The organism is Methylobacterium sp. 17Sr1-1 (genome assembly GCF_003173775.1).
GTDB lineage: Bacteria > Pseudomonadota > Alphaproteobacteria > Rhizobiales > Beijerinckiaceae > Methylobacterium.
Map to the genome: position 1 here is coordinate 2,626,121 of NZ_CP029552.1, position 14,768 is coordinate 2,640,888.

Annotated in this window: 12 protein-coding genes and 1 tRNA gene; 6 read left to right on the forward strand and 7 right to left on the reverse strand. The window is 71.6% G+C overall.

The features are described 5' to 3' along the window. Nucleotides 1–39: 39 nt before the first annotated feature. The 5 genes from repA to DK412_RS11890 all read right to left on the reverse strand — a co-directional run bounded on the left by repA (nt 40) and on the right by DK412_RS11890 (nt 7,009). On the reverse strand, nt 40–1,236 hold the full coding sequence (gene repA / locus DK412_RS11870) for a plasmid partitioning protein RepA (RefSeq protein ID WP_109972108.1): 1,197 nt from the start codon (nt 1,234–1,236) through the stop codon (nt 40–42). Between the two features lie 181 nt (nt 1,237–1,417). Then, nucleotides 1,418–2,626 (reverse strand): lytic murein transglycosylase, encoded by a 1,209-nt coding sequence (locus DK412_RS11875; protein WP_109972109.1) that lies wholly within the window; start codon nt 2,624–2,626, stop codon nt 1,418–1,420. A 66-nt stretch (nt 2,627–2,692) separates the two neighbouring features. Beyond that, nucleotides 2,693–4,471 (reverse strand): methanol/ethanol family PQQ-dependent dehydrogenase, encoded by a 1,779-nt coding sequence (locus tag DK412_RS11880; protein WP_109972110.1) that lies wholly within the window; start codon nt 4,469–4,471, stop codon nt 2,693–2,695. Nucleotides 4,472–4,778: 307 nt separating this feature from the next. Beyond that, nucleotides 4,779–6,494 carry an FAD-dependent monooxygenase gene (locus DK412_RS11885; RefSeq protein WP_109972111.1) on the reverse strand — a complete coding sequence of 572 codons (1,716 nt, stop codon included), beginning with the start codon at nt 6,492–6,494 and terminating at the stop codon, nt 4,779–4,781. Next, the gene (locus DK412_RS11890; RefSeq protein WP_109972112.1) at nt 6,491–7,009 is read right to left on the reverse strand and encodes a MarR family winged helix-turn-helix transcriptional regulator; all 519 of its coding nucleotides are present in this window, start codon (nt 7,007–7,009) and stop codon (nt 6,491–6,493) included. Before DK412_RS11890 ends, DK412_RS11885 begins: the two co-directional genes overlap by 4 nt. Before the next feature lie 281 nt (nt 7,010–7,290). On the opposite strand from DK412_RS11890, the gene DK412_RS11895 reads away from it, so the two are divergent. From DK412_RS11895 to DK412_RS11925, 6 genes are all read left to right on the forward strand, one after another. Then, complete coding sequence (locus DK412_RS11895; RefSeq protein ID WP_109972113.1) at nt 7,291–8,283, forward strand: HWE histidine kinase domain-containing protein; 993 nt, start codon at nt 7,291–7,293, stop codon at nt 8,281–8,283. 378 nt (nt 8,284–8,661) lie between these two features. Next, nucleotides 8,662–10,164: an ABC transporter substrate-binding protein gene (locus DK412_RS11905; protein ID WP_109972114.1), complete on the forward strand. Its 1,503-nt coding sequence runs from the start codon at nt 8,662–8,664 to the stop codon at nt 10,162–10,164. A gap of 14 nt (nt 10,165–10,178) precedes the next feature. Next, on the forward strand, nt 10,179–11,123 hold the full coding sequence (locus tag DK412_RS11910) for an ABC transporter permease (RefSeq protein WP_109972115.1): 945 nt from the start codon (nt 10,179–10,181) through the stop codon (nt 11,121–11,123). Next, nucleotides 11,120–12,028, forward strand: a complete 909-nt coding sequence (locus tag DK412_RS11915) for an ABC transporter permease (RefSeq protein ID WP_109972116.1) — start codon at nt 11,120–11,122, stop codon at nt 12,026–12,028. The genes DK412_RS11910 and DK412_RS11915 overlap by 4 nt, the downstream gene beginning before the upstream one ends. Continuing rightward, nucleotides 12,025–13,047: an ABC transporter ATP-binding protein gene (locus DK412_RS11920; RefSeq protein WP_109972117.1), complete on the forward strand. Its 1,023-nt coding sequence runs from the start codon at nt 12,025–12,027 to the stop codon at nt 13,045–13,047. Before DK412_RS11915 ends, DK412_RS11920 begins: the two co-directional genes overlap by 4 nt. Then, complete coding sequence (locus tag DK412_RS11925; protein ID WP_109972118.1) at nt 13,044–13,967, forward strand: ATP-binding cassette domain-containing protein; 924 nt, start codon at nt 13,044–13,046, stop codon at nt 13,965–13,967. The genes DK412_RS11920 and DK412_RS11925 overlap by 4 nt, the downstream gene beginning before the upstream one ends. Before the next feature lie 281 nt (nt 13,968–14,248). Here DK412_RS11925 and DK412_RS30185 read toward each other — a convergent pair whose 3' ends face one another. Beyond that, nucleotides 14,249–14,563 carry a hypothetical protein gene (locus tag DK412_RS30185; protein ID WP_162596187.1) on the reverse strand — a complete coding sequence of 105 codons (315 nt, stop codon included), beginning with the start codon at nt 14,561–14,563 and terminating at the stop codon, nt 14,249–14,251. 114 nt (nt 14,564–14,677) lie between these two features. Next, a tRNA-Ser gene (locus DK412_RS11935) sits at nt 14,678–14,767 on the reverse strand. Nucleotide 14,768: the final 1 nt, after the last annotated feature.

Genomic DNA, 14,768 nt, shown 5'->3' on the forward strand with positions numbered 1-14,768 from the left:
ATCCGGGGCAGGATTCCGGGACGAGGGGAAGCGGCAGGCTCACGCGGCCCGGCCCCAGGCCTGCGCGATCTCGCCGGCGATCTCGGCATTCACCGCATCGAGGGCCTCGACCGCCCGGTCGTAGGCCTGCCGCGACAGGCCCTCGCGGCCCGCCTCGTAGAGCGTGCGGCCGGCCGCCCCCGCCTCGGCGATCGCCGGGGAGAACGGCACCGCGTGGGTCATCACCTGCTCGCCGAACAGAGCCCGCAGGAGCCCGACGACCTGGGTCTGCGGGCCGTCGGCCGGCGCGTGGCAGGTGACGAGGTAGCGCAGGAAGTCGTGCCGCGGCGCGCCACCGGCGTCGCGAAGCACCGCGCCGAGGAGGTCGGCGGTCATCCGCAGCGAGCCGGACAGGCCGGCGAGGTCGAGCCGTTGCGGCTGCACCGTCACCAGGATGCCGGTGGCGGCCGAGAGCGCCCCGAGGGTCAGGACGCCGAGCTGGGCCGAGCAATCGACCACCACGACGTCGTAAGCGTCGGCGACGCTCGCCAGCGCCCCGGCGACACGGCCCACAATGCCTTCGGGGCCCGCGCCGTGCTCGCAGGCCATCAACTCGAGGTGGCCGGGTACGAGGTCGATGCCCGGGAAGTGGGTCGGGCGCAGGATCTCGGCCAGCGGCCGCTCGGCCCCGTCCCGCCGCACCGCGCCGTAGAGCGTCCGGCTCACGCCGTCATCGCGTTCCGGCCGGCAGCCGAGCAGGCCGGACAACGCCGCCTGCGGGTCGAGATCGACCGCGAGCACGCGAAAGCCTTGCAACGCCAGGTACTGCGCCAGGTGCGCCGCCGCCGTGGTCTTGCCCGAGCGGCCCTTGACGTTGGTGACGGCGATCACTTGCAGGTGTTCGCCCGCCCGGCGGTGGCGCAGGTAGCCCGGCCGCGTCCGGGCCAGGCGCCGACGCAGGTCGTTGATCTGGCCGAGCGTGAACAGCCGCCGGCCCGCCGGTCCCTTCTCGGGCTCCAGCGCCTCGTCGGAGAGGATCAGCTGGCGCAGATAGGCGTCGGTGATGCCGATCAGCCGCGCCGCCTCCCCGGTCGGGAAGCGGCGCAACTCGCGCGGCAGCGAAGGCGGGCTGAACCGCCCGCCCGCCCGGGCGAGCTGACGCGTCAGCGCCTCGGCATGGGCCGCGATCACGGCGTCGAACGGCGCGGGGGAGGCCTGCTTCCGCCCGATGATTCGACTGTCGGCCGCCTTCGACATCTACGCTTTCGAGCCTCATCCGAGCTTCCAGGCGTAGTTTGGCGGAGTCGGGCGACGGAGAGTCAAGCGTTAAGCCCGGGGCCTTCCGATTCAGGAGTCGACAACCTTTTCTCCACAGGAGTCAGGCGCTTCGCGTCGATCGCGGTGGTACCGAAGCCCCGAATCGTGCGTTGGCGGGGAATCAGTTTCCGGCCCGCAGGCGGTCGAGCAGCGCGGCATCGGCGTATCCGTCCGGCACCAATCCGGCCGCCGCCTGCCAGGCCCGGATCGCCGCGCGGCTGCGCGGGCCGATGCGCCCGTCGACCCCGCCGACCGGGTGCCCCTTCGCCTCGAGCGCCGTCTGGATCTCCCGCCTTTCGTCGGCGCCGAGCGGCCGGTCGCCCCGGGGCCAGGGCTGCACGAAGGCGGGCTCGCCCCGCAACCGGTCGGAGAGATGCGCCACCGCCAGCGCGTAGGAGAAGGCGGTGTTGTAGCCGAGCAAGGCCTGGAAATTCGGCCGCAGCAGGAAGGCCGGCCCGCGGGCGCCGGCCGGCAGCACCAGGCGCGCCGTGTCGGTGTCCGCCCCGATCTCCCGGCCCGCGGGCTTGAGGCCGAGGGCGCGCCACTCGGCAACCGTCCGCATCGTCGTCTCGTCGGCGAGGCGATAGTCGAAGCCCGCCGGCAGCACCACCTCGCCGCCCCAGCCCTCGCCCGGGCGCCACCCCAGGGTACGCAGGTACTGCGCCGTCGAGGCGAGCGCGTCCGGCACTGACGTCCAGATGTCGGCCCGCCCGTCGCCGTCGAAATCGAGGGCGTGGCGCAGGGTGGTCGTCGGCATGAACTGGGTGTGGCCCATCGCGCCGGCCCAGGAGCCGGTCAGGCGCTCCGGCGTGGTGCGGTGAAGATCGAGGATGCGCAGGGCGGCGACCAACTCCTCGGTCCAGGTCGCGACCCGCGGACCGCCGGCGCAGGCCAGGGTGGCCAGCGACCGCAGGACCGGCCGCACCTTGCGGGGATCGTTCAGGACGGAGCCGTAGCCCGATTCGATGCCCCAGATCGCCACCAGCACGTGCCGGTCGACGCCGTAGGCGGCCTCGATCGCCGGCAGGCTCGCCTCCGCCGCGAGCTTCGCCGTTCCGTCGGCCACCGCCTCCTCGCTCACCGCGGAATCGAGATAGGCCCAGACCGGCTTCTCGAACTCGGCCTGCTTCTGCGTCGCCGCCAGCACGTCCGGATCGGCGGTGAGCCCCGAGAGCTGCGCCTCGGCGAGGGCCGGATTCACCCCCTGCTCCCGCGCCCGGGCGACGAGGCCGGGCAGGCAGGCGGCCATTCCGGGATCGTCCGCCGGCGGCGTCTGCGCCAGGGCGGCCGGCGCCGCGAGCAGCCACAGGAGCGCGATCGGCACCCGCATCGAGGATCCTCCCTGTCGGTGATCAAGGGAGAGTGCCGCCCGCCCGTCCCGGGTCAACCCCGCACGTCAGCGCTCCGGCAGGGCGAAGACCGTGAGCTGCCCGCCCGCGGCGGTGTATTGCGACAGGCCCGCGTAGCCGCCGACGGCGCCCGATCCCTCGGCCGGGTCGGTGAGGCCCGCCGCGAGCCCGATCCCGGCCCAGCCGCCGATCCCGGACAGGACCGCCACGTATTGCCGCCCCTTGTGCAGGTAGGTGGTGACGTTGCCGACGATGCCGGACGGCGTCTTGAAGCGGTAGAGCTCCCGGCCGGTCTCGGCGTCGGCCGCCTTCAGGTACCCTTCGAGGGTGCCGTAGAACACCACCCCGCCGGCGGTGGCGAGCGCCCCCGACCAGACCGAGAACGGCTCGGGGATCGACCACTTGATCCGACCCGACAGGTTGTCCCAGGCGATGAAGGCGCCGGTGCGCTCGGTGCCCGGCGGCGGGTGCAGCGTCAGCGTCGCCCCGACATAGGGCTGGCCCGGCGTGTAGGTGACGTGGAACGCCTCGTAGTCCATGCACATGTGGTTCGTCGGCACGTAGAACAGGCCGGTGCGCGGCGAGTACGCGGCGGGCTGCTGGTTCTTGGCGCCCAGCGCCCCCGGGCAGATGCCCGTCACGGTCTCGTCCTCGCCCGTGAGGCCCGGGGCGTAGCGCGCGTCCACCACCGGGCGGCCATAGGTCGGGGAGGCGCGGTCGAGGTCGATCCGCTTCGCCCAGTTCACGCTCGGATCGAATTTTTCCGCCACCAGCACCTCGCCGGTCTCCCGGTCGAGGGTGTAGCCGAAGCCGTTGCGGTCGAAATGGGTCAGGAGCCGGCGCCGGCGCCCGCCGATCTCCTGCTCGGTCAGGATCATCTCGTTGACGCCGTCATAGTCCCACTGGTCGTGGGGCGTCATCTGGTAGACCCAGCGCGCCACGCCGGTCCCGGCGTCGCGGGCGACGATCGCCATCGCCCAGCGGTTGTCGCCCGGGCGCTGCGCCGGGTTCCAGGTCGAGGGATTGCCGGTGCCGTAATAGATCAGGTTCAGCTCCGGATCGTAGGAGAACCAGCCCCAGGCGCAGCCCCCGCCGGTCTTCCACTGCTCGCCCTCCCAGCTCTTCAGCGAGGAATTCTCGCCGACCGGCCTGCCGAGCTCCGTGGTCCTGAGGGGATCGACCAGCATCTCGTGGTCCGGCCCGGTGGCGTAGGCGCGCCACAGGCGCCGCCCCGTCGCCTGGTCGTAGGCGGTGACGGGGCAGCGCGCCCCGTACTCGCCGCCCGACAGGCCGACGATCAGCTTGTCCCCCACCGGCATCACCGCCGCGGTGTTGGTCTCGCCCCTGGCCGGATCGCCGTTCCGCACCGACCACAGCACCCGCCCGGTCTCGACGTCGAGCGCCACGACGGTGGTGTCGGCGAGCTGCAGGAAGATCCGGCCGTCCTGGTAGGCGGGGCCGCGATGGACCGTGTCGCAGCACATCACCGCGACCACCCCGGCCTCCTGCCGCGGCGCGTAGCGCCACAGGATCCGGCCGTCCTGGTCGAGGTCGAGGGCGGTGACGGTGTTGGGGAAGGGCGTGTGCACGATCATGACGTGGCCGATGACGAGCGGCGCGCCCTCGTGCCCGCGCAATACCCCTGTCGAGTAGGTCCAGGCGGCCTTCAATTGCCCGACATTCGCGGTCGTGATCTGGTCGAGCCCCGAGTAGCGGGTGTTGGCGTAGTCGAGGGTCGGCAGCACCGGACCACGGCCGGCATTGTTCTCCCCGGCGAGGGCCGGACCGAGACCGAGCATCAGGAGCGCCAGCACCACGGATCTCATGCGTGTCTCCTCCCCGGCCGCGCCGGACCGTTGCTGTCGTCCGTCATAGTGATGGACCGCCATCCCGGACAAGCGGGTCGTCAATCACGAGCTCCCCCTTTCCCGGACGACTGGAGCGTCAGCGGAAGGAGATCCGGGATCCAGGAGAGAAGTGCTGCGAAGCGGCTCTGCTTATTGCATCGTTGCAGACAAGCAGACGCTTCGCGACTTTTCATGCTGGATCCCGGATCTCCTTCCACTTCGCTGCTTTCGTGCGGGAAAGGGTGGGAGAGGTTTGAAGTGGATGTCCCACTGAGCCAGACAACCCTCACTCAATGAGCACCGGTTCCTCCCGGGCATCGGCCGGCGCGGCGTCACCCCCGGCCCCCGGCCCGAACACCCGCCGGCAATACGCCACGAGATGGTCGGTCCGGCCGGCCTCGCCCCGGAAGGCGATGTGCCCGTCCGGGCGCACCAGCACCAGAGCCGGCCGGCCCTCCAGGCCGTAGGCTCCGTGCGCCTTGCCGTCGAGGTCGGACAGGACCGGGACGTCCACGTCCGCGACCAGCGGACCGGCCAGGACCAGCCGCGGCCGCACCCACGGCCAGGGCGCGACGGCCGCGACGGCGGCGCGCAGGGTGTCCCGGGCGGAGGCCGTGCGCCCGTCGAAGCCGAGCAGGGCCCAGCCCGTCGTGCGCCCGTCCGGGTTGGCGAGGAACCGGAACAGGGTCGTGGCTTCCCGGCCCGCCGTCACCTCCGCGTCCGGCGCCCGCTCGCCCGGCCTCGGTCCCGATCGCAGCAGGCTCGTCAGTCCCGACAGGCGGTCCTCGTTCAGGCTGCTCTTCGGATACGCGACCTTCATCTGCTGCATGTCGTCCGTGCCCTGCAGCAGCGAGCCGAGATTCGGCAGTGCCCTGGCGGCGAGCCCGAGCACCGTGTCGGTGACCGGCCCGCGATAGACGGTCCAGCGGAAGCCCCGCGCCTGCTGGGCGCTCAGCCGGGCGTGTTCCCCGCCCCGCTCGCCGTCGTAGGAGTCGAGGACGACGGGCGCCGCCTCGCCCCGCAGCGTCATGGCGAGCCGCCACGCGATCTCGACCGCGTCGTGCAGGCCGGCATTCATCCCCTGCCCGCCGATCGGCAGGGACAGGTGCCCGGCATCGCCCGCCAGGAACACCCGGCCGCGGGCATAGCCGGGCGAGACGCCGTACTCGAACCGGCTGTGGGTGAGCCATTGCGGATCCGACAGCGCGAGGGTGTCGTCGCCGGTCACCTCGCGGGCGAGCGCCTGGATCTCGTCGAGCGTCGGGTCGCGGTCCGGCACGCCGGTGTCGTCGGCGAGGAAGAACAGCCGGTGGTAGCCGCCCCAGACCGGCATGATGCCGGCGAAGCCCCGCTCGTAGTAGAAGAACCAGAGCTGGTCCGGCTCCATCGAGCGCCGCCAGGACAGCCGGGCATCGACCTGCCGGTTCATGCACCGCGCGAACCGCTCGGGCGTGAAATCCAGGCCGACGAGCGGGCGGATCGTGCTGCGGGCGCCGTCCGCGGCCACGAGGTAGCGGGCGCGCCGCCGCTCCTCCGGCCCCTCCCCGCCCCGCCGGACCGTCACGGTGACGCCCGCCTCATCCTCGACGAGGCCGGTCACCGTGCAGCCCCGGTCGAGCCGGCCGCCGCGCGCCGCGAAGGCGGAGGTCAGCGTCCGTTCGATCACGTCCTGCCCGCTGTAGAGGACCTCCGGGTACGGGCTGGCGACGTCGGCGATCGGGATCGGGGTCGTGGGCGTGCCGTCGACGAAGAAGTTGATGGTGCGGACCGGGTAGGCGTTCTCGGCGAGGGCATCGCGCAGGCCGATGCCGGCGAGCAGCTCCTGCGGCCGCGCCCACAGGTTGTTGGCGCGCGAATACGCCTTGGTCTCCGTGCGCTGCTCGAGGAGCAGGCACGACACGCCGTGGTGGCGCAGGGCGCAGGCCGTCGTCAGGCCGATCGGGCCGGCTCCGACCACGATGACGTCGGCGTCGGTGTCCGAGGACGTGTCGGTGCGGGTCATTCCTGGGTCTCCCGTCCTGTGGATGTCGCGAGGGCGGCGATGCGGTCGTAGGAGGCGCCGACCCGCTGCTGGAGGGCGCGCAGGAGCGTGCCGGCGGCCTCGATGGCCTCCGGCGGCAGCCCCTCGGTCAGCCCGTCGGCCCAGAGATCCTTGCGCGCCATCGCCTGCCCGTAGGCGGCCTCGCCGCGCGGGGTCAGCGCCACCAGCGGGGCGCGGCGGTGATGGGGATTGGGGTCGAGCCGCACGAGCCCGTCGGCGCGCATGTCGTCGACGACGCGCTGCACCGACTGGCGGGCGAGGCCCATGTTGCGGGCGACGTGCGCGACCGGCAGCGGCGCCGGGGCGAGGGCGACGGCGCCCAGCACCTGCCAGCGGGCACTGGTCAGCCCGAGGTCGTGGACGAGGGCGTCGCCCGCCTCGATCAGGTCGCCGTTGAGGCGGAACACGTCGACGACGAGATCGGAGAAGGCGCGCCGCGAGCGCTCGGGGTCGCCCGGCAGGCCAGCGGATTTCATGGGAGGCCATCTCTTCGTAGTGGCATGTCATTCTGACAGCTTGCTGTCATTACGACGGGAACGGTGTTTCGCGCATCCGGTTCCCGCCCGTCGACCGACGCGCCGGCGCGATCCGGCGAGCCTGCGGCGATCGCGGCCGGGACGGGCGGGCCCGACCTCCGTTGCCGGCCGACTGTGAGAGGCCAGATAGTTTCGGGACGGGTCGCGTGAGCCGAAGCCGGCCTGCGCGACGGCCGACGGCCCCCATCGGGCATCTCGCAGGCACAGGACCAGGGACGAGCATGAGCGCAGGCGAGGCGGCGACCGGCGAGACGATGACCGGAGAGGATTGGACGCTCGCGCAATTCAGCGACACGATCCACCGCGGCGGCGTCGGCCTCTGGGCCTGGTCGCCTGAGCGGCGCCTCGCCCGCCTCGACGGGCTCTGCCGCGCGTTCTGGGGCACGACCGAGGCAGTCGTGCCGATCGATGCGCTGTTCGCGCGGGTGAACGCCGAGGACCGCGACGGCATGATGCACGAATGGATGGCGAGCGCGACCGACCCGCAACCCTACAGCTTCGACTTCCGCATCGGCGAGGGCGCGCAGGCGCGCTGGATCTCGGCCCGCGGCATCGGCGGCAATGCCGGGCGCGTCGGCGAATGGCTCCATGCCATCTTCCTCGACGTCACCGAGCGCCGACGCGCGGAGGAGGCCGAGCGGCTGCTGACCGCCGAGCTGGCGCACCGGGTCTCGAACATGTTCACCGTCGCCCGGGCGCTCACCGCCATCGTCGCCCGGGACGCGACCTCGGCACCGACCTTCGCCGAGGACCTGTCGCGGCGGTTCGGCATCCTGCACGAGGCCACCGTGCTCGCCACCCGCTCGCACCGGCTCGACCAGGGCGACGTGCGGCTCGGCGACCTCGCCGACCGGATCCTGGCGCCCTACCGCGACGGCGCCGACATCGCGCTCGCCATCGCCGACGACGCGGTCGCCGCCCCGGACAGGGTCAACGACTACGCCATGATCTTCCATGAGCTGGCGACCAACTCGGCCAAGTACGGCGCCCTGTCCGGCGGGGGCTCGCTGCGCCTGCGGGGCGACGTGGCGGACGGGCACCTGCGGCTGACCTGGGACGAGAGCTCCGCCCGCGCGGCCGCGCCGAAGGCGGACGGCACCGGCTTCGGCTCGCGCCTGCTGCGGCAGACCATCGAGCGCAGCCTGGGCGGGCGCTTCGAGCGGACCATCGACGCGGACGGCCTGCACTTCGCGATGACGGTGCCGGTCGGGTAGGTGCGGCGTGCAGGCTCGCGAACCGGCGGGCGCATACGTCGACGGCGGTGTCCGAGAGACCCGCGCGAGCCCCGCGCCACCCCGGCCATCATCTCGTCCGAGAGCGGACGCCGCAGCCGCAACGCCTCCTCGGACGACGCATCAAGCCATGTGCGCCGCTCCCCCGTGGTGGCGAGCTGCATCGGCATTGCGCCACGACCCGGAGCGGGCGCAGAGTGGCGTCAACGATCGCGGGAAGAACTCCAAGGGGAACTCGGTGGCACGGATACTGCCTGGCCTCTGGCGCGTCACGGCCGGGGGAACGAGCCTCCGGGCCAGAATTCTCGCCCAGGGTCCCCGCCAAGATCCCGCAGCAAGTTCCCCGCAGAAGGAAGCGCGATGCCGCGTCTCTTCACCGCCTGCCTGCTCGCAGGGCTCGCCGTCTCTGCCCCGCTGGCGACCGGCGCCCAGGCGCAGACCCTGCGCTTCGGCCTGATGGAGGATCCTGACGCCCTCGATCCGACGCTCGCCCGCACCTTCGCCGGCCGCATGGTGTTCGCGGCGCTCTGCGACAAGCTCGCCGACATTGGGCCCGACCTGAAGCCGGTGCCGCAGCTCGCCACCCGATGGGCGTGGTCCGACGACCAGAAGGCCCTGACGCTCACGCTGCGGCCGGGCGTGCGCTTCCACGACGGCGAGCCGTTGAACGCCGCGGCGGTGAAATTCTCGCTCGAGCGCCACCTGAAGCTGCCGGGCTCGCAGCGCCGCGGCGAGATCGCGCCGATCGACACGATCGAGGCGGTCGACGACCTGACCGTGAAGATCAACCTGAAGACGCCGTTCGCGCCGCTGCTGGCGCAGTTCACCGACCGGGCCGGCATGATCGTCTCGCCCAAGGCCGCCGAGCGGCTCGGCGACAAGTTCGCCACCGCGCCGGTCTGCGCCGGGCCGTACACGTTCGTCGAGCGGGTGCCGCAGGACCGTATCGTGGTCGAGCGCTTCGACGATTACTGGAACAAGGACGCGATCCAGATCAAGCGGATCGAGTTCCGGCCGATCCCCGACACCACGGTGCGGCTGACCAATCTCCGGGCCGGCCAGCTCGACCTGATCGAGCGCCTGGCTCCCACCGACCTGGCGCAGGTGAAGCGCGACCCGAAGCTGAAGGTCGGCCAGGCCTACGAGCTCGGCTTCTCCGGCGTGGTGTTCAACACCGCCCGGGAAGGATCCCCGGTGGCGGATCCCCGGGTGCGGGCCGCCTTCGAGGCGGCGATCGACCGCAGCGCGATCACGCAGGTGGTCTATAACGGCGAGTACTTGGCCGGGAACCAGTGGGTCTCGCCCCGGAACCCGAACTACGTCACGGACCACCCGGTGCCGAAGCGCGACGTCGCCAAGGCCAAGGCGCTCCTGAAGGAGGCCGGGATCGAGAAGCCCTCGATCACCATGATGGTCTACGCCAACAACGACGCGCCCCAGGTCGGCCAGGTGATCCAGGCGATGACCCGTGAGGCCGGCTTCGACGTGAAGCTCCAGGCCACCGACTTCACCACCTCCCTCGACCAGGCCGACAAGGGCAATTTCGAGGCCTATCTCTACAACTGGAGCGGCCGGCCCGACCCGGACGGCAACACCTACAGCTTCCTGGCCTGCAAGATGCCGCTGAACTACGCGCGCTACTGCAACCAGGAGGCCGATTCGGCGATGAACGCCGAGCGGCTGACCACCGATGCGGACCAGCGCAGGGCGGCGTGGAAGCGCCTCGCCGACCGGGTGCTCACCGACAAGCCGCTGGTCTACCTCTTCCACCGCAAGCTGCTCTGGGCCTATTCGCAGAGGCTCACCGGCTTCGGTGAGTACCCGGACGGGCTCGTGCGCTTCACCGGCCTGAAGCTCGACTGATGCCGAGTCGTTGAATGGTGAAATTTCTGGCCCGGCGCCTGGCGCTGGCGGTTCCGACCCTGATCATCGCCTCGATGATCATCTTCGCCCTGCAGCAGCTCCTGCCGGGCGACACCGCCACCGCGCTGTCGGGCGAGGAGCGCGACCCGGAGGTGATCGCCTTCATCCGCGCCAAGTACCACCTCGATCGGCCTCTGCCGGTCCGATACGCCTACTGGGCCGGCGGCGTCCTGCACGGGGATCTCGGCGAGTCGATCCGGCTGCAGAAGCCGGTGATCGAGCTGATCCGCGAGAAGCTGCCGGTGACGCTCGAACTCGCCTGCCTGGCGATGCTGGTGGCGCTCGTCATCGGCGTGCCGATGGGGATCCTCTCGGCGGTCCGGCCCGGGACCTGGATCGACGGCCTCGCCAACGGGGTCGCGCTGTGGGGCCTGTCGGTGCCGAATTTCTGGCTCGGCATCCTGATGATCCTGCTGTTCTCCGTGCAGCTCGGCTGGCTGCCGGCCTCCGGCTACGTGCCGCCGGGCGAGAGCCTCAGCGACAATCTCCGCTCGATGGCGATGCCGGCCTTCGTGCTCGGCAACGCCATCGCGGCGGTGATGATGCGCCACACGCGGGCGGCGATGCTCGGCGTGCTGCAATCCGACTACGTCCGCACCGCGCGGGCCAAGGGCGTGCCGACCGCCCGGGTGGTCCTGCGCCACGCGTTGCCCAACGCCGCGATCCCGATCATCACCCTCGGCGCCCTCGAATTCGGCCAGCTCCTCTCCGGTGCGGTGCTGACCGAGCAGGTATTCTCCGTTCCCGGCTTCGGCAAACTGATGGTGGATGCCGTGTTCAACCGCGACTTCGCGACCGTGCAGGGCGTCGTGATCTGCACCGCCACCACCTACATCCTGCTCAACCTCGCGGCCGATCTCGCCTCGGCGCTGGTCAATCCGAAGCTCCGGCGCGCATGAGCGAAGCCGGTCTCTCCACGGCCGCCGAGGTGGCGGCTCCCCCGGTCGCCGTGCTTCCGCCGGAGCCGGGGGCCCTTCGCGCCTTCTGGCACCGGTTCAGCCGCCGGCGCGGGGCGCTCGCCGGTCTCGTCGTCGTGGTGCTCCTCGGCGTCCTGGCGCTCGGCGCCGAGTGGATCGCGCCGTTCGATCCGACCGCCACCGACTGGGGGGCGGTGCGGGCGGCGCCCGACCTCACCCACCTCTTCGGCACCGACGAGGTCGGGCGCGACGTGCTCGCGCGCATCGTCTACGGCACGCGGGCCTCGCTCGGGGCGGGGCTGACCTCGGTGGCGCTGGCGGTGGCACTCGGCCTGCCGCTCGGCATGCTGGCGGGCTATGCCGGCGGCGTCATCGACGGGGCGATCATGCGCCTGACGGACGCGCTGCTGGCCATCCCGTTCCTGATCCTCGCCATTGCGCTGGCTGCCTTTCTCGGCCCCAGCCTCACCAACGCCATGGTGGCGATCGGGCTCTCGGCGACCTCGATCTTCGTGCGTCTCACCCGGGCGCAGGTGCAGGCCGTGGCGGCGGAGGACTTCGTCGAGGCGGCGCGTGCCGTCGGCAACCCGCCCTGGCGCATCGCGCTCCACCACATCCTGCCCAACATCGTGCCGGCGATCCTCGTCCAGGCCACCCTCACGATCGCGGCGGCGATCATCGCCGAGGCGAGCCTGTCCTTCCTCGGCCTCGGCCAGCAGCCGCCCGAACCGTCCTGGGGCTCGATGCTCAACACCGCCAAGAACTTCCTCGACCAGGCGCCCTGGATGGCGATCTGGCCCGGAGTGTCGATCTTCCTCGCAGTGCTCGCCTTCAACCTCGTCGGCGACGGGTTGCGCGACGCCCTCGACCCGCGCGAGCGCCGATGAGTACCGCCCCTCCCCTGCTGGATGTGCGCGACCTCGCGGTCGCCTTCGACACCGACGGCGGCACCGTCCATGCCGTCAACGGTGTGAGTTACCCGTTGCGCGAGGGCGAGACCCTGGGAATCGTCGGCGAGTCGGGCTCGGGCAAGAGCGTCCACGTGCTGGCCATGCTCGGGCTGGTCCCGCGCCCGCCCGGCCGGATCACCGGCGGGCAGGTCTTCTTCGCCGGCCGCGATCTGCTGGCGATGCCGGAGCGGCAGTTGCGCCGGGTGCGCGGGGCCGAGATCGGCATGGTGTTCCAGGACCCGATGAGCTCGCTCAATCCGGCGATGAATGTGGGGGCGCAGATCGCCGAGCCGTTGCGCCTGCATCTCGGCCTCGGCGCCCGCGAGGCCAGGGCGCGGGCCCGCGACCTCCTCGACCTCGTGCGCATCCCCGATGCGGCGCGTCGCCTCGACCACTACCCGCACGAGTTCTCCGGCGGCCAGCGCCAGCGGGTGATGATCGCGATCGGGCTCGCCTGCCGGCCCAAGCTCCTGATCGCCGACGAGGCCACGACCGCCCTCGATGTCACCGTGCAGGCCGAGATCGTCGCCCTGGTGCAGGAACTCAAGCGCGAGATCGGGATGGCGATCGTCTGGATCACCCACGATCTCGGCGTGGTCGCGGGCATCGCCGACACCGTGCAGGTGATGTATGCCGGCCGCATCGTCGAGCGTGGGCCGGTCGACGCGGTCTTCTCCGATCCGCGCAGCGCCTACACGCTGGGGCTCCTGCGCTCGCTGCCGGATCTGAGCCGCGGCCGGGCCGGGCGCGAGCGCCTGCGCCAGATCGAGGGCAGCCCGCCCGACATGCGTCATCCGCCGCCAGGCGATCCCTTCGCGCCACGCAACCCCTACGCCACGCCGCGCTGCCGGGCGGAGGCGCCGCCGCTGGCGCAGGTTCGAGGCAGCGTGCCGGGCCACCTGGCCGCCGCCTGGTACGACCTGCCGGCGCTGCTGGCGCAAGGGGCCGGGCGATGAGACCGGTGAAGCCCGAGCCGCTGCTCGCGGTGCGCAATCTCCGCAAGCACTACCCGCTGCGCCACTGGTGGGGCGGGAAGGCGTCCGTCTTCCGCGCGGTCGAGGACGTGAGCTTCGACATCGCGCCCGGCGAGACGCTCGGCCTCGTCGGCGAATCGGGCTCGGGCAAGTCGACGATCGGTCGGGCGGTGACGATGCTGAACCCGCCGACCTCCGGGACCATCGCCTTCGAGGGCACCGACTTGGGGACCCTGCCGGCCCGGGAGATGCGGCGGATGCGCCGGCGCATCCAGATGATTTTCCAGGACCCCTACGCCGCCCTCAACCCGCGGATGAGCGCCGGCGCCTACGTCGCCGAGCCGTTCCGACTGCACAGGCCGGACATGGGAGGCGCGGAGCGCCGCGACGCGGTGGCCGGCCTGTTTCAACGAGTCGGGCTCGATCCGCGCTTCGCCGGGCGCTACCCGCATCAATTCTCCGGCGGGCAGCGCCAGCGGCTCTGCATCGCCCGGGCGATCGCGCTGAAACCCAGCTTCATCGTCGCCGACGAGCCGATCGCCGCCCTCGACGTCTCGATCCAGGCCCAGGTGGTCAACCTGCTGCAGGACCTGCAGCAGGAGCTGGGCCTGTCCACCCTCTTCATCTCCCACGACCTGCGGATGGTGCGCTACCTCTGCCACCGGGTCGCGGTGCTGCGGCGCGGGCGGCTCGTCGAACTCGCCGACAGCGACACCCTCTACGAGGATCCGCGACATCCCTACACGCGGGCGCTGCTCGGCGCGGTGCCGGTGCCCGACCCGGCGGCCGAGCGGGCCCGCCTGCGGGCGGTGCGCGAGGCGCCGCCCGTCGCCATCCCGGATGCCGGACCGTTGGAGGAGATCGCTCCCGGGCATTGGGTGGCGCAGGCCGCCAGCGTGTAAAGGCTCGTTCTGAAAACATCCCCGAAGCAGGAGGACCTGTCCGCCGACGACCCAGCGCCGGAGCGGCGGGCGATCTCCTGCCGGCTCTCGCGCGACGGATCGGTCGCGATCCGCGCCAGGACCTCGCCGAGCGGCTACGCCGCTACCGCCGCGGCCGGCATGGAACCGAATCCGAGCTGCCGGGCGCGCTGGCATGCGGCCTCTCCGCGCGCCGTCGCCTCCGCGCTCTGGCCGCCGGCGAGGCCCTGCCAATCATACCAGCGGCCTAAGATGCTGACGCATCAACGTCGATCTCGAGCCTGCCCGAGATCGACGAGGCCGTTGACCCATCTCGCATTTTCGATGCCAAGCCAAAGGCTTGGCGAGCATTCGAGAACGGAGCCAAAGGTCGTTTTCAACGACCGTTGGTATAAGGCCTCGGGCTCGCCGTTCATCTGCGCTGCGGCACGTGCGGCGCGCAGGCGCCGCGGGTCGTCGGCGATCCGGCTGTAGGTCGTGCGCTTGACGATGCCGCGCCGGTCGAGGGCGGCGAACGTCTCCGGCCGGCGCCGGACGAAGTGCCAGAAGCCCTGGCGTCGCGTCAGAAACTCGGGCATCGGCCGGCGGCGATGTCGGACGTCGCGTTGGGCAAAATCGTACCCTGGCGCTGGGTCACGTGCCGAGGATAAGCGATAAGTATTTGATTTAGCGGGTAAAATCGAAAAACAAAGTGGCGGAAGGGGTGGGATTCGAACCCACGGTGGAGTCGCCCCCACGGCGGTTTTCAAGACCGCTGCCTTAAACCACTCGGCCACCCTTCCG

Excerpts from the sequence above, each read along its gene's own strand:
- DK412_RS11920 (WP_109972117.1), top strand. The coding sequence starts at position 12,025 with ATGAGTACCGCCCCTCCCCTGCTGGATGTGCGCGACCTCGCGGTCGCC.
- DK412_RS11880 (WP_109972110.1), bottom strand. The coding sequence starts at position 4,471 with ATGAGATCCGTGGTGCTGGCGCTCCTGATGCTCGGTCTCGGTCCGGCC.
- DK412_RS11915 (WP_109972116.1), top strand. The coding sequence starts at position 11,120 with ATGAGCGAAGCCGGTCTCTCCACGGCCGCCGAGGTGGCGGCTCCCCCG.
- DK412_RS11885 (WP_109972111.1), bottom strand. The coding sequence starts at position 6,494 with ATGACCCGCACCGACACGTCCTCGGACACCGACGCCGACGTCATCGTG.
- DK412_RS11910 (WP_109972115.1), top strand. The coding sequence starts at position 10,179 with ATGGTGAAATTTCTGGCCCGGCGCCTGGCGCTGGCGGTTCCGACCCTG.
- DK412_RS11925 (WP_109972118.1), top strand. The coding sequence starts at position 13,044 with ATGAGACCGGTGAAGCCCGAGCCGCTGCTCGCGGTGCGCAATCTCCGC.
- DK412_RS11905 (WP_109972114.1), top strand. The coding sequence starts at position 8,662 with ATGCCGCGTCTCTTCACCGCCTGCCTGCTCGCAGGGCTCGCCGTCTCT.
- DK412_RS11890 (WP_109972112.1), bottom strand. The coding sequence starts at position 7,009 with ATGAAATCCGCTGGCCTGCCGGGCGACCCCGAGCGCTCGCGGCGCGCC.
- DK412_RS11875 (WP_109972109.1), bottom strand. The coding sequence starts at position 2,626 with ATGCGGGTGCCGATCGCGCTCCTGTGGCTGCTCGCGGCGCCGGCCGCC.
- DK412_RS11895 (WP_109972113.1), top strand. The coding sequence starts at position 7,291 with ATGAGCGCAGGCGAGGCGGCGACCGGCGAGACGATGACCGGAGAGGAT.
- repA (WP_109972108.1), bottom strand. The coding sequence starts at position 1,236 with ATGTCGAAGGCGGCCGACAGTCGAATCATCGGGCGGAAGCAGGCCTCC.
- DK412_RS30185 (WP_162596187.1), bottom strand. The coding sequence starts at position 14,563 with ATGCCCGAGTTTCTGACGCGACGCCAGGGCTTCTGGCACTTCGTCCGG.